Genomic DNA, 21,272 nt, shown 5'->3' on the forward strand with positions numbered 1-21,272 from the left:
TATAATGACACTGCGAGCTCGTTTTTACCCTCCTTATGCAATTTTTTCGGCAATCTGTTATTCTTGAAAGGATGGTTCGCCAGAATATATTGGAAACTCCAAGGAATCAAAAATCGAGGAGGCTATGAACTATGGGAAACATTTTAAGCTTACATCAACTTACGGAAGATCAAAAAAAACAAGTTCGTGCAACGGCTCCGGGCTACGAGTTGATTATTGGCAAAGCTCAGGAATTGGAGTCTAAACAAATCCGGGAGGCCGAGGTTATTCTAGGCTGGTCTAAGCATATTGCCGAAGAGGCATTACATCCAGACAGCAAGCTGAAGTGGATACAAACCTGGTCGGCCGGGATTGATAAGCTACCGCTTACCGAATTGGAGAAGCGTAACATTTTACTAACGAATACAAGTGGTGTGCATGCAATTCCAATTACAGAGCAGATCTTTGGAATGCTGCTATCGCATACACGTTATTTACAGCAAGCAGCTGTCTTGCAACGTCAGAAAACATGGCAGCCACCGAAAGGCCAACTGACGGAATTACGTGGTAAAACGCTGTTGATTACAGGCGTTGGCGAAATTGGCCGGGAAACAGCACGGATTGCAGAAGCCTTTGGCATGCGGGTGATCGGAGTCCGCCGTTCTGGCAAGGAAGCTCCCCATGTAGAGCACATGTATACTAACGAACAATTACACGAAGCATTGGGAGTAGCGGATATCGTGGTAAATATATTGCCATTCACCGAGGAAACCCATCACTTCTTTGACGAAAAAGCATTTGCAGCTATGCGTAAGGGTGCCTTCTTCATTAATGTAGGTCGCGGTGGCACCGTTCATACGGATGCGCTTGTACGCTCTTTGGAACAAAAACATATTGCCTTTGCCGGACTGGATGTATTCGAGGAAGAACCGCTACCTGCATCACATCCGCTATGGAGTCTGGACCATGTCTTGATCACACCGCATATTGCAGGCGATACGGACAAATATGCCGAACGGGCGGTGGATATTTTTCTTACTAATTTGAATGCCTATGCCGCTGATCAGGAGTTACCGCTGAATTTGGTTAACTACAAAACTCAGTATTAATACACTACTTACAGATCCAGATTTCCCGACTCATACCTGTCTTATGTATGCGGCATTGCTCCGTAAGGGTCCAGCCTGACTCGGATAACAATGTTTCCATCGGCTCCGTGCTCACGACCACTGCCCGCGCGGCCAAGCGTCTCAGACTGCGCAGCATCTTCTTTTGTTCATCAACCGGGAGCACGGAGCACAGGTTATAGGGCATATCCAATATGGCCGCATCGTATGTGCCTTCGAGCATATTCATATCCCCGAGCTTCACTAGATCTTTTTCATATCCAAAATGACGCAAATTCACTCGTGCCCCACGCACCGCCAACGGGTTGATATCACAACCGCGAATATCCTTCCCCATACTCAATGCCTCAATCATTACATTGCCCATACCACAACACGGGTCTAGCAGTTTCAATGAGCCTGACTCTCCCTTTGCGGCTGTTAGATCAGTTGCTGCCAAATTCACAAGTGCCCTAGCTACCAGAACGGGTAGTCCAGTAGAATAATTTTGCGGCTTCTGACGACGCTCCTGCCACGATCTGTCGCTATACTGACACATGCCCAGTAGCCACCGTTCTCCTATCCGAATAACACCAAGGGTGATATCCGGTGTCTTCATTTGCGCCTGGCCATGAATGCGTGCACCAATTCGGCGTTCGATCCCGCGCCGCTCGTCATAGTCGGCCTCATGGTCACCTTCTTTAAGACACAACACCTTGAAAGTCTTTCCTTCCTCAAGTTGTAATATAGAGGCTGCTTCGCATAGCTCTTCCAGTGTTCCCGCATCTGTCATTACATCCAGCCGAAGATGAATAAACGGGCTGGTCCCCGGTTCCAGCCTCCGATGGGACAACAGGATGGAATCCTGTACGGGCGGCTGACCGAACAAGCATTTCAATTCCAAAAAACACAACTCACGCTCTGTTTCATGACACGCATAGGTATATATGTAGCTTGGTTTCATTTCTTCGATATTCGTTTTCTGTTTATTCATGTCATATCTCTTTTCATTTGGAATCAAGGCTAGAATTTACAGCCTCCGCTATTAGACGGTAGGAGTGAAGCCGCTGCTCATAATCGGGAATCGGTGTGACCAACAGAAACTCATCATTATCATATTTAATCTGCAAGCCGCGTAACCGTTCGGCAATATCCGACGGCGTTCCCACTAGCCAGCTGGCTCGCATTGCCGGGTCGCCCAATGAAATCTGAGCAGCCCATTGCTGCGCCAGTTCATTCGTCAAGGCACATACTGCTCCTACAGCCACCATGGTACGTGGCTTGTCCATCCGGTTGGATGGCTGAAAGCTGGAGCGGTAAATGCTTAGCATTTCTTCCGTTTGCTGTTCACTCATAAACTGACCGAATACATAGCCTGTTGAATACTGGGCGGCATATTCGGCACTTTTTCGGTTTGTACCTAGCATCCACACTGCTGGCGGCTGTTCAGGCATCGGCCGGGCAAACACAGGCACCTGTTCATATTCGTAAGTACCTTCCAGCAAAGCCAATAGAGCTTCCATCGTCTGTGGCAACTCCGTCACATGTTGAAGAAAATTACCGCTCAGTGCCATCGAAGCATGAGGTCCCCCACCAGGTGCTCTCCCCAAGCCCAATTCGACTCTGCCAGGATATAGAGCGGCCAGTAGATGAAACCATTCCGCGACCTTGACTGGACTATAATGCGGGAGCAAAATAGCACCCGCACCCAGTTTAATGGTCTTCGTCACCGCCCCGATATGCGACAGCAGCACTTCCGGGCTGGAGGAAGCCAGCCCCTCCATATCATGGTGCTCCGAGGTCCAGTAGCGTGTATATCCCCATGCTTCTGCCTGTCTCGCTAGTTCACCAGCTCGTCGAACCGCCTGCTCCGGGCGGTTACCGGGTAGCAACGGCACCATATCGAGCACACCGAGATTCAACCTTTTTATAGATAAAGGCCGAGATTGCATAGACACATTCCTCCCTCCTGCTATCCTTTACAAACCAGTTCCTTCTACTATATAGGGGAAATTTAAAGGTCAATCCAGATCATAAATGGAACCCACCTTCAGACCGTATAACTCATTATAGATTTTTTCAGCAAAAGCATCGGTCATGCCTGCAATATAGTCTATGACCATATGCTCCCATGTCCAGATCGGTTTCGCCTTGGCTTGGTCGCGCTCATAGCGCTGGAGCCAGTCGCTTGGAATAATAGATTTGGACGTTTCTGGGTCCAGAAACGCCAGCCACAGCCGTCTAAGCATCCACTCACTCCGTTTTTGCAGTCGCTGTACGCGCAGATCGCGGATCATCGTAACCCAAGCAAAGCTTTTCAACACACTCACAGTGCGCAGCATATCCAAATCTTCGCTTCCATCCCGCACGAAGGTTACCTTTTTCCAATTTCCATCATCAATTACACCCAAGCTACTGACAAACAGGCTGACCCAGTATGCCTTCACTTCACGGCGAGTACGGGAATAATCGTGTTCACACATCGGCATCTTGCCATTCCACACCTTCAAAAATTCGCTCAGCACAGCCGCTACCTTCTGCTCAATCTGAGCCAGTTGCCAGCCTTGCCAGAAGCTATCCTCCAACGTGGTGATTTTCTCCGTAATCAGACGAATTAAATACGGATCATATAAGAAATGCTCGTGCACCTCGATTTTCCCAGCTTTAATCCCATCCTCCAGATCATGCGCAGAATAAGCGATATCGTCGCACAGGTCCATAAGCTGGGCTTCTAGCGTCTTTTTACCATCAGGGATACCCCAATCCTCGCGGATAGAACGTATGTATTCCCACTCATGCAGGTACAACCCTTTTTTGTTCAGAATCCCCGGGTATGGGTATTTGTTGATCCCCAGTAACACAGCGTCCGACAAATTCAAACCATCCACGTTCTCACGCTTCTCCAAAAACATAATCAGTCGGAAATTGTGCGCGTTCCCTTCAAAATGCTCATAAATTTGTCGCTCACGCGCATAGACCTCCTGTCCACGCTTGGACTCCGGTGTGAAGCCTCCGGCGGAGGATATCTTTTCTACCTTTGTTTCAATCAGTTGATCCAAAATCCCGTCCAGCACCTCTTCTCCCTTGTGTCCGAACGGTGGATGCCCAAAGTCATGTGCAATGGAAGCACATTCTACCACCTCAGGGTCAATGATCAGTCCTGCGTTATCTGCCTGTTCCAGCTCTACTTCGGGATGGCGGCGCAGCAAGCTTCGTGATGCTTCACGCGCAATTTGCGCTACCTCCAAAGAATGCGTCAGTCGTGTGCGGTAATAATCGCCCGTGCCTGCGCCAAATACCTGTGATTTACCCTGCAACCGCCGGAAAGTCGGTGAATGGATCAAACGGGAGTAGTCCCGTTCATATGCGGCCCGTGAAGCGTCGCTTCGTGTCTGTTCCGCAAATTGCCGATGCTCTCTCTTGTCCTGCCATGTCATAAAGCCCACTCCCTACGTACTCAATTGGAGTGATTATACATTTTTTTCGCGCCTCAGGAAAGCTCACATGACTTTCAGCTGTAAAAGTTACTTTTAGCGCCACTACGCAGTCGGATGGTGCTTTCTACTCCAATACAAAAAATGTCATATAAAAAAGGTGTTCTCCAGCCATTTGCTTCAGGCCAGAGAACACCTCTTTACTCAACGTTATATACCTCACCACTTTTGCTCTAACGCTTTGCCCTCGGGTCCAATACATCCCGCAACCCGTCCCCCATCAGGTTAAATCCCAATACGGTCAGCATGATAGATATCCCCGGAAAGATAACTGTCCACGGCGCATTCTGGATATATTGCCGCGAATCGGACAACATTTTACCCCACTCTGGCTCAGGAGGTTGTGCACCCAAGCCCAGAAATCCAAGCGCTGCCGCTTCAATGATGGCCGTTCCGATCCCCAACGTTCCCTGTACGATGATTGGTGTCAGGCTGTTAGGCAAAATATAGCGGAGGATGATTCGTGTATTATTGGCTCCAAGCGCTCTAGCAGAAGTGATATACTCCTCCGTTTTGACACTCAGCACCTTAGAGCGAACTAACCGTCCATACGTTGGCACATTGACAATGGCAATGGCGTACAACGCATTTTCCAATGAAGGCCCTAAAATGGCCACAATAGCAATGGCCAGCAAAATCCCCGGAAATGCCAGTAAAATGTCGAATAGCCGCGAAATGGCCATATCTGCCCATTTTCCGTAAAATCCTGCGATTAAACCTAAGGCTGTTCCTACAATCATTGAACCAATAACAGACAAGAAACCGACCCACAACGAGATTCTGGCTCCATACAGCGTGCGAGTCAGTAAATCTCGACCGAGATCATCCGTACCGAACCAATGCTCCGCAGAAGGAGGCTGCAAACGGCTCACCAAATTTTGCTCTTTATAGTCAAAAGGAGCAATCCACGGCGCGATCAAAGCAATGATGACAAAGAAGATAATAATGCTCAGGCCGACGAACGCCATTTTATTGTGACGGAAAGCCCTCCATGCGTCTCTCCAAGGGCCAGTCACGACAGGCAAATGCGCCAATGTGCTGCGTGTCGTCGGTATGTTGTTGGGTTCCATTGAAAATTGTGACATCGAACAAGCTCCCCCTTGAACAATTGACGACTTGATTACTGATAACGGATACGCCGGTCGAGCACCGCGTACAGCAAATCGACAATCAGATTAATGATGACGAACAGGAACGCTATGATCAGAATTCCGCTTTGAATAACCGGATAGTCACGCGAGCTGATCGCTTCAAAAATGTACCGTCCGATGCCGGGCCAGGCAAAAATGGTTTCTGTCAGTACCGCGCCTCCCAGTAGTGATCCAGTCTGAAGACCGATGACAGTAAGTACGGGGATCGCAGCATTTTTAAGCGCATGTTTGTACACGACTTGAAAAGATGCCAGCCCCTTCGCCCGAGCCGTACGGATATAGTCGGCATCCATAACCTCCAGCATGCTGGAACGAGTAATGCGCGCAATGACCGCCATTGGAATCGTTCCAAGTGCGATACTGGGCAGGATCAAATGCTTGATGACGGTCCACACCTGATCCATACGCCCACCTATGAACGCATCAATCACGGCTAAATGTGTCACAGCTTCCACCGGATCACGGGAATTCATGCGTCCGATGGAAGGAAGCCAATGCAGTTTATTTGCAAAGATCCACTGCTCCATCAAGCCCAGCCAAAAAATCGGCATCGATACTCCGACCAGTGCAATGACCATGCTCACATAGTCAAACCAGGAATTTCGCTTCCAGGCACTCACGATGCCGGCATTCATTCCGACTACAACGGCAAAAAACATGCTTGCTACTGTCAACTCCAGTGTAGCCGCCAGATAAGGGACCATTTCCCGGGCAATCGGCTGCTTGGTGCGAATGGAATCGCCCAAGTCCCCTTGTGCCAACTCACCTAAATAGGTCCCATATTGCTGTAACCACGGCTTATTCAACCCCAATTGCTCACGTAGCGCCTGCTTGGACTGTTCCGTAGCCTTATCTCCCAGTATGGTTTCCGCCGGATCTCCCGGAATGGCATGAATAATGGAAAAAACGATGAGCGTCATGCCCAGTAATACAGGAATCAATATAGCCAGTCTTTTCACAATATATGAGTTCATATCAGATTCACCGCCTACTTGCGTTTGGGCTATTCAAAATAAATATTTCCGTACGCTTCCATACCTGCCGGAGAAGGTACAAAACCCTTGAGGTTCGCTTTACCTGCCATCAGCGGGGTGCTATGAACCAATGGAATCCACGGGGCATCCTGTTTAATAATCACTTGTGCTTGTTTATACATTTCCGCACGCTTGTCCTGATCGACCTCAACCTGCGCCTTCACCAATATTTTGTGGAGTTCCTCATTCACATAAAAACTACGGTTATTGCCTGGGATCGTATCCTTGTCCAGCAATGTATAAAGGAAATTATCCGGGTCGCCATTGTCCCCGTTCCAACCCAGCATGTACAGATCATCCTTTTTCCCCGCCTTAACATCATCCAGATACGTAGCCCATTCCGGGGATTGAATGTTTACTTTGACGCCTACTTTTTCAAAGTCAGCTTGAATAGCCTCTGCCACCTTTTTGCCATCAGGCATATAAGGACGAGATACCGGCATTGCATAGAAGGTTAAAGGCTCGGGAAGCCCGTTAGGAAAGCCCGCTTCCGCCAGCAAAGATTTAGCCTTATCCAGATCATAGGTGTAGTCCTGAATACTATCGTTGTACCCCCATAACGTAGGTGGCATCGGATTGACCGCAGGCTTAGCCTGCCCTGCAAACAATGCATCAATAATAGCCTGCTTGTTCACTGCGTGATTCAGTGCCTGCCGCACCTTGGGATTATTGAATGTTTTTTTCTTTAAATTAAAGCCAATGTATGCCACATTAAAGGAGGGACGTTCAATTTTCACCAATTCGCTATTGCCGTCTAACTGCTTTGCATCATCCGGGTTCAAATCCTCCATCAGGTCAATTTCCCCGTTTTGCAGAGCATTAAATCGTGCGGTATTGTCGGGTATGGAGCGAACAATGATCTTAGCCAGCTTCGGCTGCCCCTCTTTCCAATAGTTTGGATTCTTCTCCAGCGTGATGGTATCGTTCCGTTTCCATTCCTTAAATACAAAAGGCCCCGTGCCGACCGGATTACTCTTGAAATCAGCCTTTTTCTCCTGAATAGCCTTGGGACTTGAAATACTAAAGGATGGCATAGCGATATTTTGTAAAAACGGCGCCTGCGGCTTGTTTAGTGTAAACTGGACGCTGTTCGCATCTACCGCTTTAACCTCCTTAATCACCCTACTTCCTTCAGGACCGAACATAGAATCATAATAGTCAAACGAGTCACCTTCAAATTTGTATGGACTTTTCGGATCAGCCCAGCGGTCAAAGTTAAACACAACCGCTTCTGCGTTAAAGTCACTTCCGTCATGGAATTTCACACCCTGACGCAGCTTGAACGTATAGACCAGTCCATCCGGTGATACTTCCCAGCTCTCTGCAAGCCCTGGTTGGATCTCCGTTGTATTTTCCTTATATTCCAGCAGTGTGTCGAACACTTGCAATCCGATTTTTAGCGACTCGCTTTCAGTCACAATGGCAGGATCTAGCGCCACGGAATCTCCGCCGCGTCCATAAATGAGCGTGTCCTGCACGCCCTCTCCTGCTCCGCTTGGTGTTTTCCCTGCCTCTGGCTTTGCTCCTTCACCTGATCCCCCACAACCGGAAAGCGCCAAAACAGCTCCTAGCGCAAGCACCAGCAGAACGGTCCAGATTTTGTGTTTTGCATACTTTTTGCTCATGCAGCAAACCCCTTTCACACCTTATATATTGTTAATTCGTTGATACCGGATGAATGCCAATTCCTTTAGATTGACATGACAAGCTTGTCCTCAAGCTGTGGTCCCAAATTCCGAGTTCATCAAATAGGTGTAGTAGGACAGAAGTGTTCATAATCTAGTGGTGTAAGAGATGCTGTAGGGTAATGAATAGATGTGATGTAATAAATAGAAAGAGGAGTATGTCAGGTCGTGGTGAAAGTGTGATATATACTCACAAACAGTGAATATTATGCTCAAACAAAGTTGATTATTGGATACTTTACTATAAAATCTGGAAGCAGACAAGGGGGTTTTTCATACATTACCATATGTTTTTATACATCATGTCAATTAATATTACAAACTAATTTACACAATCATATCAAATAAATGCTCCTGCTTGGGGTCTTCAACCTCCAAGCAGGAGCATGATCTTACCTCAAAAATGTATTCAGCACCAAACCTACAGATACGGCTTGGGCTCCTTTTACAATAGAGAAATGGTCGCCAGGCACTTTATGCGTGAACATTTCCCCCTTACAATACAATCCCCATCCTTTATATCCTAATTCCCAGGTATGTTCTGAAATAAACAAACAGACAGGGGCCTTTACAGCTCGATCGGTCTGGTAGACATGCTGCATTTTCACCCAATGATTCACACTTTTAAAGCGTTCGAGTTCAGCTTATGTAAAAATCATGAAGAACATTACTTTACAATAAGTGCAGGCGGTTGCCTTTGAACCGCCTGTCAATTTACGTTTCAGGTGTATGGCTTGGTTCACATGAAAATAATCCCTTCCGGGCATAAGATTTGCAAAAGATCATTTATTTTTTTTAAACACACCCAGACGGTTCAGTACGACCAGTAAGCGATAAAAATCGTAACTGCTTGGCAGTTTCGCATCCACAATCGGGCTTGCCGGATTAAATGCAACAGCGGCAGCCATCGCTTCCTTCGCCCAGGTCGGTACAGGAATAGCCTGACGCCCCTCCAATTCAGCTACCCGCTGATCCACCTTTTTAATATAAGCGCTTTGTTCATTCAACGTCTGCTTGAGCACATCTTTGCTGTTTTCAAGAGCGGCGACCTGCTGCTGCAGGGCCTGAAATGCCGCTTTTTCCTCTGCTGTCATTGGCTCATCCCCCTCTTCTCCTGCAAATGCTTGGCGTAGCTCGGCCTCTGTTCCGGCGTATACATTCAGGTCAACCGGCCCTTGAATTCCATCAACCCGTCCACTATCGCTGTATTGCCAAAAGTCCCAGTTCTTCCATGCTGTGGTGTCGCCGGGCACCCGTGTACTATAACGTGCAATCCACAGCTTATAACTACCCAATGGCGCTTTGAAATGGGCGGCAAAAGCATTCCCTGTATATACCATCGGCTTACGGCCGCTTATCCGTTCAAATTCTGTTACAAATGCCAACGCAACCTCATGAATCGCGGCCGAGCTAAGCCCTCCCGGATTATTTTCGTAATCCATTACCGCTGGCAAGTCCAGCGCTTTCGCACCACCCACCTGATCCAGCACCTCGGCGAAATGCCTGGCTTCCTCTTTTGCTGCATTTACAGTGGTTGCATCTACAAAATGGTAAGCTCCCAGCAGAATCCCGGCTGCCTTGATCCCCTTTGCATTCGTGATAAATGTCGGATCGACGTAACGCTGTCCTTGACTCGCTTTAATAAATGCAAACGATTTACCATCGGCTCGTACACGTTTCCAATCAATCGTTCCCTGATATCGGGACACGTCAATGCCTTCGGCAGCGTTAGGGCTGCGATTCTGCATAAGGCGTTCCCTCCTTATCAATCATAATGTTGTAGATCACTCTGTCTCTGTTATCCATATGCTTGGACCATCCATACGGTCTGGGCTTTTCCACTTTTACACCGAAAAAAGGGCAAAAAGGTAGTCTGCCTATTTTGTAGTGGCCACTGGTCGCACTTTATGAAGCTTTATTTTCTTTTTCGGAAGGGTCGGTTGGCTTTATTTTTTCTCCACTCGACTTGGACTCAAAAATAGCTACTGCATTCCGCAAAATATCCGGCATCGGCACTCCCATTCTGCCCACATTTTCAATAATGGACAACAGCTCGTTCGCTAAATAAAAGAAAACGACGGCATCCCGGAAGTAATGTGCATCCCCGAGAATACCGTCGATTAGATGAGCTACCGTAATGAGCAAAAACACGGTAACCTTGCGAAAAATACCGTAATACCCCTGGCGACTTTTTAGCTCCCCATTAATCCAGGCCGCTGCCCATCCGGTGAAAAAGTCGATCACGACCATCCACCACAGCAACGTCAACATTGTGGTCCACCCCCCAAAAAAATAACCGATCAAGGTCCCCGTGGAAAGCCCCAGCCAAATCTGATCGATCTTTTGATGCATGTTTGTTCCCCCTTTTGAACCTAGCTTTAAAGTGAATGCCCTTGGTTGTCCAAGGGCATTCAAAAACCACACGCTTTGAATGGGCGTGTGGTTTTTTTCTCCCCTTATCTATACTTTATTTTCTGTAATGTTATCTTCTCTCAATATTTTTGAAGAAGATCTCCACTATTTTTCACATTGCAGTTCTCTCCTACAGCGCATCCTCAGTAGGGTCATTACTTATTCACTAATTATTCATAAGCCCACCATTGAATACTATTGTGCTCGTAATATCTTTGCGTCGATCCAGTACCAGCTACAGTAGACTTCATTGTCATCACAATGGTAAGTGTATTATTTCCTGAGAGGCTAGCAGTATAAGTCCCATATTCATTTGTAACGCTACGAGATGACCCAAGGGATACCGTGAGAGTTCCACTTGGCATTGCATAGGAAAACCAGCCATATAAGTAACCACCTACTATTCCGCTAATATCTAAAAATAGTCTGGTTATGTTGAACCCAGATGGAATATCATACCTTACGGTTGCAGTTGCAGGTAATTCCACAACTGAACCAGCATCTGGAATTATCTTAGAGCTACTTGCACTGATAGTCCCTGAAGCGAATCTCTTAGTAGGCATATTCAAAATAGATGCCGCTAACTGATCTCCGGTCATACCAGAGTTGGCACTGCCGCCTTTGCCAGTGATAGCGTTAGCGACCTTTGATTTAAGATCACTGGCTTGCGTAAAAGCCTGGTCTGCCCGGCTGTAAGCTTCATTCGCTCGATCATTAGCTGCCTTTACCGCACTGGGAGTAGCTGCCTGATCTGTAGCTGTGCTCCCGGTAGATGTATTAAGTTGCACAATCCCCCTAGCCTGTGTGGATGCAGAAGGCAAATCCGATGCTGGGTGACTATGCTGCTTGGGAGCAGCGTACTGATCTGTATACTTCTTGGCATTCCCCTCTGTTGCACTCCATACCGCTTGCTTGGCTGCCGTAACATGGATCTCTGTGTTGCTGGCATGGTTGTCTAACGCTTCCTTAGAAGCAACACCGTTTCCAGCCGGGTCCTTTTTGATATTTTCAACCTGTGCGGCCAATTCCTGATCGTTAGCATAAAGGGTATCAATCGGTCCATTCAGGACGTCCGCATGTCCTTGGTCGGTAGTAACAAATCTGCGTGGTTGTTGTATGCTCATACTTTTTATCCTCCTTAATAGATGTCATCAATTTCAAAAACAAATTCCATATCACTATCCTTGATCTTATTGCTCATTGTACGGATAGCCGTCAGCTTCCCCGCTGAATCTACCAAAGCCAGCTCATTAATCGTCTCACCCGCCAATTCATTTTCTGCCAGTGAGCAAGTATATCGAATTGTTGCAGGAGCAATAAATTCAAAGCTCGTAATATCCTTTTGAACCAGTTCCTTTTTCAACACCTGTTCTGTCCCATCCAAAGGCAGTGGCTTCCCTGCTTGATCCACACCTCCGCTACCAAACGACATTTTCACTACTTTTGTCAGCGTTCCTCCCTCAGCGCGGGCACGAGCCATTTGTTCCCTTGCATATGCAGTCGTGACTGTCAAAACTTGTTCTGCCATACTTACCATCCTTTCTATCTTAAAAATAAAAGTTATATTGGTTTAGATTGAAATGACTTTCTCGGTTGAGCTTAACATCTGACTACCGTCAAGCTTCATACTTCCATCTAACTTCCAATAATGGTCTCGAATTATCATTTTGCCTTCCTGATGATGATCCATTCGATGCTTGATGACTAGTTTTGTATGGTTTAAATAGCGCATAGGTTCCTCTGTCCACCCGGACAAAGAAGCTATTCCGTTCAGTAACTCGACACCATCTAAATACCATGGCTTCCCACCAAAAAAGCGAACTCTTGAACGTAATCGAATACGAGAAACCATTTCATTCTCATGAAGAAATGCAAGCCTAGTTTTGTTATTCATATAAAAAGCAAGATGAGCAGGCTTAATATCCTCGATGATCTTTTTGAAATCAATCATATTTTCAGGGATTCTATTTTCAAAGCTTATACCAAACTTGTACTCAGCCGGATAAAAATCTACTTCCCCATCGACACCAAATGAGCTCATGATTTTCCGTACTAAATCCCCTGAAAATTTGCCACTCCCACGAAGTTTTGACTCCACAACGGATCGCCTCTGTTCCAGCGGCTTTTCCAAATGAATCGGGATACTCAACTCCATTTCCCAGCGTTCAAGCCCCCAAGTGGCGGAGCGAACAAAAAACTGGGCTAACGTGTCATCTAGCGCAAGGTATAGAGCATCTAGTTCGCTACCCTTTGCATCCATATCGACGTGCATAACACGGGATGCTTCGTAATAGGCAGGAAGATAGGAAAATAGCTCCGGTCCCCGCGAACTGAACATTCGTTTACTAAAATCATCCGTTACATCTTGGATAACAGATTCTTTTTTTTCGTCAATATCCATCCATACTCACCATCCCCAGCTCTACCCCCTGACCGAATTGAATCGTTATAAAAAGATTGCTTTGTCTGTTCATTTTCAGCTTGGAGAAACCCATTATAATCAGATCCATTCTTTCATACATGCTCGCTCCTCCTTTGAGTACAGGCATTTTTGCTCTCTGCTCTATACCGTTTTTTACGAAAAATAGAGCTATACCATTTAACCGGTTCTCGCTGTGCACTGGAAACCTCCATAGATGACGTTTCCTCTACGTTATCCAAAACCAGATCAGAACGCTGAGATAAAATCATTCCCTTCACTTGTTTACGTTGTTTTTCATCTAAAGCGTAGCTTCCAATGATAGCTGCTATATTACCTTCTCCCCTATCATAGCGGGTAACACAAGCATAAGCACAAATACGTAATTGAGTCTCTGTTAAAGCAGTCATAGTTATGACTTCACCTCTTTTTAAATAAGAATTTTGCGTCTAAACAGGAGTCAGTACATGGTTATTTTCCTGTGTTACCAAGCATGAGCTGGGTCAGCGTTACTTCGAGATCTGCAATACGCTGCTTCAATTGATCTGTCTCACTTGGTTGTTGCTCTGCTTTTTGTGTCAGTTCCTTAATCGCTTCCTCACTCAATCCTTCACTCCAAAATGTCGTCGGGTCTCTTCGTTCTGGAGTCGAAAAAGCCGGAGCAGAATATATAGGTTCGTCTCCACGTTCGTTTTCCAGCTTGTTTTGCCATTCAACATGCAACTTCTGAAATGAAGCTTGCGATTCCTTACTAATTTTCTCGTACTTCTTTTGTGCCTCAATCAGAGTTTCGTTATATTCTGCTTCATAGGTCAACCAGCCTTGAATATCAAACAGAGGATGATATAAGCCCGGTGGAACTGGAATACCAACCGTATAGCCAGCAGGGCTGGTTTCTGTATTCTCTTCATCAATGGCACTCGATTTATCGGTAGTACGCATATAGATGTCTTGTTGCTGGTCTGTGTCAGATAGTATGAGTGAAGATGGAGCATAAAAAGGGACGATACCCGAAAAGGCATCGTCCACTAGCTTGTCCTCCAGATAGAGGCCATCTGTATTTACTTTAGGTACTGCTTTCATATATTATCCTCCTTAAACTTCTGCTATAAATTGAACGGCATCTAAACGTATCCAACCATAGCCCCCTCTGCCTACTACTTCAACACGTCCGTCAGAGGATATTGCAATTACGGCAGTTTTGTCAGCGGACACCGCATCAGATGCTGCGCAGGTTAATACCGTTAGTATTTTTGGCCTGTATCCTTCCGGCAACCTAAAACATGTAACGGTTGCATTAGAAGTCGGTACCTTTATTGACCCGTGCATCTTAATAAGATTATCTGACATTTTAAGGTACTGAGGCCACATATCCACTGAGGATGTTTCTGCTGTAACGCCATTAAGCAACGTGGGTGTAATCCAGGAAGGGCTATCCTTGTCCGCCTTTTTGTTCTCCACCACAGACAGGCGCAAATTTGCTTGTTGCACACAGTCTATCAAATCCAACAGCAGTGTCTTTTCGTTGGCTGCGTAGATTCCTGTGAACGGCACAACGGGTGAGAGACCAACCATAAAGTACGTGACACTGTAGGCCGATACTCTGTCGCTATCCGATGCATTCAAAAGTTGCGATAACGTACCTGCACTCGTGATCCATCCGACGCCCTTAGTCCATCTTGTGTCTAAGACCCCATCTTTGTATACCGTCAACGGTTGTATAGACCTGTTCCTGAGCAAGCGCGCGCTAAAGCTGGCGTTATTTATGTTCATCCTGTTGCCGAACATAGTTCCTGTCTCCATAAATACGTCGGCAGGCTCGCGCAACACAATTCCCGTACCTACTTCAACCTGATTGTCTCCCGCAACGAACGTTAGTTGCCCTTCGGATATGATAGGCTCTGCTGTAGGCGTTGCGAGTTTGTATACGAGTTGGTATGCCGACCAATTTCCATATCTTACGTACGACAAGGATGTTATCGCTGTTGTCGGCAAAGTAGTTACGTACAGCGTTGCTGCGGCCCCGTTCGAATCGTAGATAGAATCAAGCGGACACCACGCCTTCCCTACTGCCTCATTGTTAAACGGCTTACTAACGTCTCCTTGACCAGCCAAATACATCTTCCAGCCCATAAAATACGCCTTTATTTCGTCTGTTGTAGGTGTGTAGTTATCTCCCCATCCACTGTCTGCGCTAGAAATGGACAGACCCACAACACCAGATTCTGGGCTAAGGTGGGATTGATCCGGCCCGCTTAACGGGAAAACATGCTGAACCAACTTACCGTCAAACTTTGTTATCCTCTCACTGTCAACCATTCCATTAGTGGCAGGTATCCGCACAACTTTGTAGCCTGCGGCTGAATCGAAGTAACCCCAGGGTAGCGAGCCGTCAAGCGTCATACTGTGCCAACGTTTGCTTTTATAATATTGCCCATCACGTTCAAACACTGTATCAGCATTAGCCCCTGTAACTGGATCGGCGTACAGGTCTGTTTGCAGTGCCAGCATGGAGTCTTCATGCTGCTTGAATGGTTTGGCAATACTGCCGATGTTGAACATAAAGTCTGAAATCGTTACTTCGGCAGTGGATGTGCCCAACAAGCGGATCACTACACCTTTAGTACCTGCCGGAACTGTGAATGTATAAGATATAATTCCACTACCTGTTACATTACCGATAACCGCAGTCTCGTTTTGCATATTTACATGTATTCTGCCCGTTGCTCCACTCGACTGAGCGGAAACCGTGTAAGCCTGACCCGGAACTAATGGGTAGATGGAAGATATCATTATATTCGAAGAAGAAACAACAACATTTCGATTATCTTTAATAAGAGGTGTTCCGACCGTAGCGTCCCAAGAATAAAAAGAGTGTGGGGCCAAATTCTCCCCGTACCGGACCGCGTATGGATTACGCACAGGCATTACACTATCTACATAAGGATATTTGTTGTCAATTTGATCGTCGGTCATCGTTGCTAATGCTGCATATTCTGCTGCAGAAATCTCATAGATACGCGCAGCCTCAAAATAAGAATACTGTCCTACAGTACCCTGTGTTACCAAATCTATGTTAGTAATAATATCGCTGGTAGGTGCCAGCCTAAACCAAGCCGTAGCAAAGTTAGTCTTATCCGTAACTACAACTTTCGATTCTACCAGAGCATTCGGAGCCGAGATTCCTGCATCTATAGCGTTACCTACTTTAGCTCTTACAATTGCAACATAGTATTTCCCAGCTAAAAATTTAAAATTACTATAAAACCCCACTCCAACGGTATATCCAGGCTTGATCGTTACTTTTAACGAATTAGGCATTGTCCCTTTATTCAAAGTATCTAGCGCTATATCAGCTTGATACGGTGTTACCACCCTTAAGCTACTCAAATTCCCCCATCTTCCCAACAAATTCACCAACGTACGCCCGCTCATCCCCGTCAGCGAAAACGGCGATGCCTTTTCCGCATGAACAATTTGCACCCCGGGTTCGAGAGTCACCGCCTTACGCTCCGTCGTATCCAGACGCTTCTTGATCTCATTCACACCATCATTCACGTCACCTGCGAAATCGTCTACAGCGCGCCAGTTTTGATCCAAATACTTCTCCAAGTCAAAATACGTGGTTTTGGGCGATGTGCGGTCAATTTGATTTAAGCCAAGATTTGGTGTCTTTTCGCTTGCCATGCTATGCGCCACCTCCTAAATATCTATCCTGGGTTGTATGTTCATTTTCATAGAGGGTCATAGACTCAACTTCAGCAATGGTCAGGTAGCGTAATTTGTACTCCACCGCCATATGAGCGGGCTTGATCTCCTCAATGGCTGCTTTAAGATCCTCCACGTTGGGCGGAATCCCAATGGTATCGATAAATTTGACCGTAAATCCCCATTCGGCGGGATGAAAAGTGACATCTACCGTGCCTCCGTCATACGCTTCAGCTACATTTTTGACAAGCCGGCCGGAAAAAGTTCCTGCCCCTCGCAGCTTCGATTCCACCACCGCACGCCGTTGATCCAGTGGCTTCGCCAGGTCGGTTTCGATACCCAGCTCCATTTCCCAGCGTTCCAACCCCCAAGTGGCGGTACGTACGAAAAACTGTCCCACCGTTGCATCCATTGCAAGATACAAGGCGTCCAATTCGCTTCCTTTAGCATCCATATCGGAACTCATCACACGTGAGGTTTCATAATAGGCAGGCAAATAGGAAAGCAGCTCGCGTCCCCGCTCGCTGCTCATTTGGCCCACTGTATCTCCCGCTATAGTTACCCGATTGACAAAAGTGCCACTACGGTTTGCACGTTTTCCCTGGTCTAGGTTATTCAATATATCTTCAAAACTGTTCGTTCCATTGTTACTCACTGACGCTCACCGTCCCCAGCACTGCCACCTGACCTGATCCAATCTCAATATTCTGATTGCTCTGTCCATTGATTTTCAGTTCAGAGAAATCAATAATAATCGGAATGTCCAGCAGCACAGCAGAAATCCGGGTGTAACGTACCAACGGGTCTTCCTTGTAAAAAGCAAGCTGCTTCAAATACGTCCGCACACCGCTTTCGATCAGCTTTTTGATTTCATCCAATGTGGACGGCTTCTCTTTGGTACGCTGTACCTTGACTGAGATGTTAATTTCCACTTCTGTCGCTGGCATGATCGTCACCACAGGACCCGCTGGTGCCAGCCCTTCTCCTTGCCCATCCTGCGTCGGATCAATATACTTTTGCACCGCAGCCACGATATCCGGGCTGGCTGCTCGTTTGTCCGTATCCAGTACATATAACCCCACTGTTCCTGGCCCTTTCCAGAGCGGAACAACTTCTACGCCACCCACTCCAGCAATTTCATTCGCCCACTGGGTATACTGCGCCTTGTTGCCGCTTGTGCCTTGGTTCCGCACCTTGGCATAAAAACGCTCCAGCAACAGCTGGTCGCTCTCAACGTCTGTACCGCTTTTTGTTTCCTCCGTATTGATCACAGAGGCGACCCCGCTAACTGGGGTTGCCATCACTTGGATGACACCCGCAGGCACATTGCCGCTACGCCCGGGATTGACCGCCCGAATAGCTGCTTCCCCAACACCTTGTTCATCCAGCGTGACCGATGCCGTGGTCGCATATTCAATGGAAGCTTCCCCGGATACATCATCTGCCGGGGTCGCCACCAGCGTTCCCGCCGGAACGGTCGTTCCCGCTGTGCCCTTGAACGTGACCATACCTGAGGCAGCAACCGCTTCTCGCCGTGTCACCCCATGCTCTGCTGTCCGCAAATCCAACTCCGGCGAGCGAAAATCCGGATTATCGCTGGCTGCGGTGCTGGCAAAGCCACGTCGCAGCAGCTCCTGCGCCCAGATTGCGGCTTCGGATAGCATAAAAGCCACTGGCGCCTGCGCATCCCAAATAAAAGAGCCCTCGGACTTATCCATGTCCGAAGGCACTTTTTCCAACATCCGATTTAAAATTCCCTCTTCCGTCTGGTCTACCAAATATTCCGGCAAGTCTGCCATTAGATCACCACACTTTCCACAATTTCCGTTTCATCTCGCACGTTCGTAATCTGGCAGCTAAAATGGCACGCCTCACCTTCCCAGCGAAACGTGAATTGATCCACAGTAGCCGTACGTGCATCTGCTAGTAACGCCTCCGTGACCATGCGTTTAATTTCACTTTCCTGCACACCGTACCCATAGCTGCTACCAATCAGCTCCTCCAGCTCGCTACCATAGTCAGGTGAATAGATCACATGCCGGTAGCGAGGAGTGCGAATCGCTTTTTCACACCATTGTACCCAGGCTTCTTTCTCGCCTGTAGTCACGATTTTACGGCTAGGGCCCATAACAAACTCTCCAGCTTCAAAATCAAACCGCCAGCTTCGCCCAAATACAGCGCGATTATCCTCCAGTACATCCGGGTCGGTCATATCCGTGTCTGTCCAGATCATATCATCTGTTTCGGGAAATAAATTAGCCACGTCCACTCACCACCTTGCACACGACCACCACATCATTGCCGCTATTCACCCGCACTGCCAGTACACGATCTCCGGGCTTAAGACCTTCGTTCAAACTGAGATTCACATCCTCCAGTTCGTCTTCCCCGAAATAAAAGGAAGTTTTCAGCTCTTTGCCTTCCCAATTTTCCGATTCCACTGCGGTTGAGGTTCCTTTGTACATATGTCGTGGTACAGATAGCAGTCCCGGCAACTCCGCGACCAGATAATCCTGAAGCTCATGTTTAAAATCGTCCAGCTTGAGTCCCGTGGAAGTGATCGTGCCTAGTACGGCGCCCACTCCACTCAGCGCTTGCTTGGTATGCTTATGAAATGAAGATTGCAGCGCAGTAGCCAAATGCCCATAGGGGTCCTTATTCAAGGTAAAACCTCCTTTTTACATCGTCATACGTTCCGAGCTCCAGCGACATACTGCCAGGGTTGCCTAATTCCCTGCTCACTGAAATGACCAACAACTTTATGGAGCCTAACATTACCGCGTCTCCTGCTCGGATCGTGTTCATGTCCGGTGCATTTACCGATATCGTTTGTTGTATGCCTCTCAGCTTACTTTTGGCCAACTCACGTGCTGCTGCACCAGACTTGACCTCGTCATCCTGAACGATGACCTGAAGTGTCCCATATTTGGCAATGTCCTTTTCCTCAAGCGCCATCACTTTGGACGGTACCTCATTGCCTGATTCACTGGCAGCCGTAGCCAGTACCTTCACTCTCGTGGCCGCACCTTCCAGCGTACGGGATTGAGTTGTATCCGTGACTCTCTCCAGAGCATACACATCTTTGTTCGTTCCCAACTCGTACAGCTCCAAGCCGGAAGAAATCATCCGTGGATGATACAGCTTCCCCCCCGCCTTTGCCGTTTCGCGCAGATCTCCCAGCATCATAGAATAGATGGACTGTGTGCGGTATACGGCGCGTCCCAGCGTTTTTTTCGTATCTGGCAATGAAGCGATTTTCAGCTTCCAGTCCCTAGCATACTTCTGAAAACGCTGAGTAGCCGTCTGCTTAGCAGGGAGTAAATACTCATCCTCGGACTTGTCTAAATACACTGTACGGTCATATAACGTCAGCGTCATACGTTTGAGCCCGTTGTTAGAGGTTTCTACTTCCCAGATCACTGCGGGGGACAACAAGGGAACATAATCTTTTTTACCATAAGGAATTCCGCTAACCCGGATCGACATCCCTGGAGAAATCGGCGGCATATCCGACGTAACGACCAGATTGACCGTGCCCTGATAGGCGATTTGCTCCAGCGAATCCCTCAAATTAATGTTCTCCACAAGCGGCGACAAATCATATTTATCCTGTAAAATGACTTTATAGCTCATGACAGCACCAGCTTTTGCCCCGGTTTAATCGCATTCGGATTTTGTCCAATGACCTTTTTATTAAGCTGATAAATACGACTCCATTGCGAACTGTCCCCCAACTCCAGCTTGGCAATTTTGGACAAGGAATCCCCGGACTTAACCGTATATGTTTTTTTCTTTTCTTTCATATCTGTGCGGGGCTTTTTGTTGACCGCAGCCGCCTTACTTCCCGTGACGCCAGCTTTTTTGGCAACTTTCATATCACTCCAGGTCCGCAGTGACAGATCAAAATTCACATCCCCATACTCGCCGCCGCGAAAGATCGAATTATGAGATGCCACAATTACTGGCACATTCACGGCTGTCTCCGTAATAATAAAACGTAGCGGGTTCTTGGATAACAAAAAGCCATTCAACGTGTTCATGGCCTCCTGCGGATCAGGGATATCTTTGTATGTGCAATACGCTGGATTGTATTCTTTCGGAAAAAAAGAAGAGAAGGAGATTTCCTTCACCTTCTCCCCTTGTGGGAAGTCAAACTCCCCATAGGATAAAATTGTCGTTGTATCAAATCCCTTTTGCCGTGAGATCGTCACTTCCTCAGGGTTCACCGGAAACTGAAATTTTTTCCCTTTACCATCTGTCAAACTAAATTCCATCTCTTTCCTC

Annotated in this window: 22 protein-coding genes; 1 reads left to right on the plus strand and 21 read right to left on the minus strand. The window is 47.2% G+C overall.

The features are described 5' to 3' along the window. Positions 1-131 precede the first annotated feature (131 nt). Positions 132-1,088, plus strand: a complete 957-nt coding sequence (locus tag ACL9RM_RS12635) for a D-2-hydroxyacid dehydrogenase (RefSeq protein ID WP_250267655.1) — start codon at positions 132-134, stop codon at positions 1,086-1,088. A 4-nt stretch (positions 1,089-1,092) separates the two neighbouring features. Here the strand turns inward: ACL9RM_RS12635 and ACL9RM_RS12640 are convergent, their stop codons facing one another. From ACL9RM_RS12640 to ACL9RM_RS12740, 21 genes are all read right to left on the minus strand, one after another. After that, positions 1,093-2,079, minus strand: a complete 987-nt coding sequence (locus tag ACL9RM_RS12640; RefSeq protein ID WP_250267653.1) for a methyltransferase domain-containing protein — start codon at positions 2,077-2,079, stop codon at positions 1,093-1,095. Between the two features lie 13 nt (positions 2,080-2,092). Then, the gene (locus tag ACL9RM_RS12645) at positions 2,093-3,037 is read right to left on the minus strand and encodes an MsnO8 family LLM class oxidoreductase (RefSeq protein WP_414126379.1); all 945 of its coding nucleotides are present in this window, start codon (positions 3,035-3,037) and stop codon (positions 2,093-2,095) included. A gap of 69 nt (positions 3,038-3,106) precedes the next feature. Beyond that, positions 3,107-4,522: a deoxyguanosinetriphosphate triphosphohydrolase family protein gene (locus ACL9RM_RS12650; RefSeq protein WP_414126344.1), complete on the minus strand. Its 1,416-nt coding sequence runs from the start codon at positions 4,520-4,522 to the stop codon at positions 3,107-3,109. 230 nt (positions 4,523-4,752) lie between these two features. Next, positions 4,753-5,664: a nickel transporter permease gene (nikC, locus tag ACL9RM_RS12655; RefSeq protein ID WP_103048940.1), complete on the minus strand. Its 912-nt coding sequence runs from the start codon at positions 5,662-5,664 to the stop codon at positions 4,753-4,755. Positions 5,665-5,699: 35 nt separating this feature from the next. After that, positions 5,700-6,704 (minus strand): ABC transporter permease, encoded by a 1,005-nt coding sequence (locus ACL9RM_RS12660; protein ID WP_069291317.1) that lies wholly within the window; start codon positions 6,702-6,704, stop codon positions 5,700-5,702. Positions 6,705-6,733: 29 nt separating this feature from the next. Further along, complete coding sequence (locus ACL9RM_RS12665; protein ID WP_414126345.1) at positions 6,734-8,389, minus strand: ABC transporter substrate-binding protein; 1,656 nt, start codon at positions 8,387-8,389, stop codon at positions 6,734-6,736. Between the two features lie 842 nt (positions 8,390-9,231). Further along, positions 9,232-10,197 carry a glycoside hydrolase family 25 protein gene (locus tag ACL9RM_RS12670; protein WP_414126346.1) on the minus strand — a complete coding sequence of 322 codons (966 nt, stop codon included), beginning with the start codon at positions 10,195-10,197 and terminating at the stop codon, positions 9,232-9,234. 157 nt (positions 10,198-10,354) lie between these two features. Beyond that, positions 10,355-10,801, minus strand: a complete 447-nt coding sequence (locus tag ACL9RM_RS12675; RefSeq protein WP_414126347.1) for a phage holin family protein — start codon at positions 10,799-10,801, stop codon at positions 10,355-10,357. Positions 10,802-11,031: 230 nt separating this feature from the next. Continuing rightward, positions 11,032-11,985 (minus strand): tail fiber protein, encoded by a 954-nt coding sequence (locus tag ACL9RM_RS12680; protein ID WP_250267650.1) that lies wholly within the window; start codon positions 11,983-11,985, stop codon positions 11,032-11,034. A gap of 14 nt (positions 11,986-11,999) precedes the next feature. Then, a complete protein-coding gene (locus ACL9RM_RS12685) occupies positions 12,000-12,389 on the minus strand; it encodes a phage tail protein (protein ID WP_061830296.1) in 390 nt (129 codons plus the stop codon). Between the two features lie 42 nt (positions 12,390-12,431). Further along, positions 12,432-13,199, minus strand: a complete 768-nt coding sequence (locus ACL9RM_RS12690; protein ID WP_414126380.1) for a putative phage tail protein — start codon at positions 13,197-13,199, stop codon at positions 12,432-12,434. A gap of 52 nt (positions 13,200-13,251) precedes the next feature. Further along, positions 13,252-13,383, minus strand: a complete 132-nt coding sequence (locus ACL9RM_RS12695; RefSeq protein WP_268819832.1) for a hypothetical protein — start codon at positions 13,381-13,383, stop codon at positions 13,252-13,254. Next, the gene (locus ACL9RM_RS12700) at positions 13,376-13,690 is read right to left on the minus strand and encodes a hypothetical protein (protein ID WP_250267648.1); all 315 of its coding nucleotides are present in this window, start codon (positions 13,688-13,690) and stop codon (positions 13,376-13,378) included. Before ACL9RM_RS12700 ends, ACL9RM_RS12695 begins: the two co-directional genes overlap by 8 nt. 61 nt (positions 13,691-13,751) lie before the next feature. Continuing rightward, entirely contained in the window at positions 13,752-14,363 is a 612-nt protein-coding gene (locus ACL9RM_RS12705) for a hypothetical protein (protein WP_250267646.1), read from the minus strand. Positions 14,364-14,375: 12 nt separating this feature from the next. Then, on the minus strand, positions 14,376-16,967 hold the full coding sequence (locus tag ACL9RM_RS12710; protein WP_069291310.1) for a hypothetical protein: 2,592 nt from the start codon (positions 16,965-16,967) through the stop codon (positions 14,376-14,378). 1 nt (position 16,968) lies between these two features. Continuing rightward, positions 16,969-17,643, minus strand: coding sequence for a YmfQ family protein (locus ACL9RM_RS12715; RefSeq protein WP_250267645.1), 675 nt, complete (start codon positions 17,641-17,643; stop codon positions 16,969-16,971). Further along, entirely contained in the window at positions 17,636-18,787 is a 1,152-nt protein-coding gene (locus ACL9RM_RS12720; protein WP_069291308.1) for a baseplate J/gp47 family protein, read from the minus strand. The genes ACL9RM_RS12715 and ACL9RM_RS12720 overlap by 8 nt, the downstream gene beginning before the upstream one ends. Further along, entirely contained in the window at positions 18,787-19,251 is a 465-nt protein-coding gene (locus ACL9RM_RS12725) for a DUF2634 domain-containing protein (RefSeq protein WP_250267643.1), read from the minus strand. The genes ACL9RM_RS12720 and ACL9RM_RS12725 overlap by 1 nt, the downstream gene beginning before the upstream one ends. Beyond that, positions 19,244-19,651: a hypothetical protein gene (locus ACL9RM_RS12730; protein WP_250267642.1), complete on the minus strand. Its 408-nt coding sequence runs from the start codon at positions 19,649-19,651 to the stop codon at positions 19,244-19,246. The genes ACL9RM_RS12725 and ACL9RM_RS12730 overlap by 8 nt, the downstream gene beginning before the upstream one ends. Continuing rightward, the gene (locus tag ACL9RM_RS12735; protein ID WP_023987379.1) at positions 19,644-20,621 is read right to left on the minus strand and encodes an XkdQ/YqbQ family protein; all 978 of its coding nucleotides are present in this window, start codon (positions 20,619-20,621) and stop codon (positions 19,644-19,646) included. Before ACL9RM_RS12735 ends, ACL9RM_RS12730 begins: the two co-directional genes overlap by 8 nt. Further along, on the minus strand, positions 20,618-21,262 hold the full coding sequence (locus tag ACL9RM_RS12740) for a LysM peptidoglycan-binding domain-containing protein (protein WP_061830304.1): 645 nt from the start codon (positions 21,260-21,262) through the stop codon (positions 20,618-20,620). The genes ACL9RM_RS12735 and ACL9RM_RS12740 overlap by 4 nt, the downstream gene beginning before the upstream one ends. Positions 21,263-21,272: the final 10 nt, after the last annotated feature.

The sequence above is a fragment of the Paenibacillus sp. S29 genome (genome assembly GCF_049319765.1).
GTDB lineage: Bacteria > Bacillota > Bacilli > Paenibacillales > Paenibacillaceae > Paenibacillus > Paenibacillus polymyxa_B.

What these genes read in the sequence shown, in the direction of transcription:
- nikC (WP_103048940.1), bottom strand. Translation starts at nt 5,664, where the DNA reads ATGTCACAATTTTCAATGGAACCCAACAACATACCGACGACACGCAGC.
- ACL9RM_RS12705 (WP_250267646.1), bottom strand. Translation starts at nt 14,363, where the DNA reads ATGAAAGCAGTACCTAAAGTAAATACAGATGGCCTCTATCTGGAGGAC.
- ACL9RM_RS12720 (WP_069291308.1), bottom strand. Translation starts at nt 18,787, where the DNA reads ATGGCAGACTTGCCGGAATATTTGGTAGACCAGACGGAAGAGGGAATT.
- ACL9RM_RS12735 (WP_023987379.1), bottom strand. Translation starts at nt 20,621, where the DNA reads ATGAGCTATAAAGTCATTTTACAGGATAAATATGATTTGTCGCCGCTT.
- ACL9RM_RS12675 (WP_414126347.1), bottom strand. Translation starts at nt 10,801, where the DNA reads ATGCATCAAAAGATCGATCAGATTTGGCTGGGGCTTTCCACGGGGACC.
- ACL9RM_RS12685 (WP_061830296.1), bottom strand. Translation starts at nt 12,389, where the DNA reads ATGGCAGAACAAGTTTTGACAGTCACGACTGCATATGCAAGGGAACAA.
- ACL9RM_RS12700 (WP_250267648.1), bottom strand. Translation starts at nt 13,690, where the DNA reads ATGACTGCTTTAACAGAGACTCAATTACGTATTTGTGCTTATGCTTGT.
- ACL9RM_RS12635 (WP_250267655.1), top strand. Translation starts at nt 132, where the DNA reads ATGGGAAACATTTTAAGCTTACATCAACTTACGGAAGATCAAAAAAAA.
- ACL9RM_RS12650 (WP_414126344.1), bottom strand. Translation starts at nt 4,522, where the DNA reads ATGACATGGCAGGACAAGAGAGAGCATCGGCAATTTGCGGAACAGACA.
- ACL9RM_RS12640 (WP_250267653.1), bottom strand. Translation starts at nt 2,079, where the DNA reads ATGAATAAACAGAAAACGAATATCGAAGAAATGAAACCAAGCTACATA.
- ACL9RM_RS12690 (WP_414126380.1), bottom strand. Translation starts at nt 13,199, where the DNA reads ATGTTCAGTTCGCGGGGACCGGAGCTATTTTCCTATCTTCCTGCCTAT.
- ACL9RM_RS12660 (WP_069291317.1), bottom strand. Translation starts at nt 6,704, where the DNA reads ATGAACTCATATATTGTGAAAAGACTGGCTATATTGATTCCTGTATTA.
- ACL9RM_RS12670 (WP_414126346.1), bottom strand. Translation starts at nt 10,197, where the DNA reads ATGCAGAATCGCAGCCCTAACGCTGCCGAAGGCATTGACGTGTCCCGA.
- ACL9RM_RS12645 (WP_414126379.1), bottom strand. Translation starts at nt 3,037, where the DNA reads ATGCAATCTCGGCCTTTATCTATAAAAAGGTTGAATCTCGGTGTGCTC.
- ACL9RM_RS12695 (WP_268819832.1), bottom strand. Translation starts at nt 13,383, where the DNA reads ATGTATGAAAGAATGGATCTGATTATAATGGGTTTCTCCAAGCTGAAA.
- ACL9RM_RS12680 (WP_250267650.1), bottom strand. Translation starts at nt 11,985, where the DNA reads ATGAGCATACAACAACCACGCAGATTTGTTACTACCGACCAAGGACAT.
- ACL9RM_RS12665 (WP_414126345.1), bottom strand. Translation starts at nt 8,389, where the DNA reads ATGAGCAAAAAGTATGCAAAACACAAAATCTGGACCGTTCTGCTGGTG.
- ACL9RM_RS12710 (WP_069291310.1), bottom strand. Translation starts at nt 16,967, where the DNA reads ATGGCAAGCGAAAAGACACCAAATCTTGGCTTAAATCAAATTGACCGC.
- ACL9RM_RS12740 (WP_061830304.1), bottom strand. Translation starts at nt 21,262, where the DNA reads ATGGAATTTAGTTTGACAGATGGTAAAGGGAAAAAATTTCAGTTTCCG.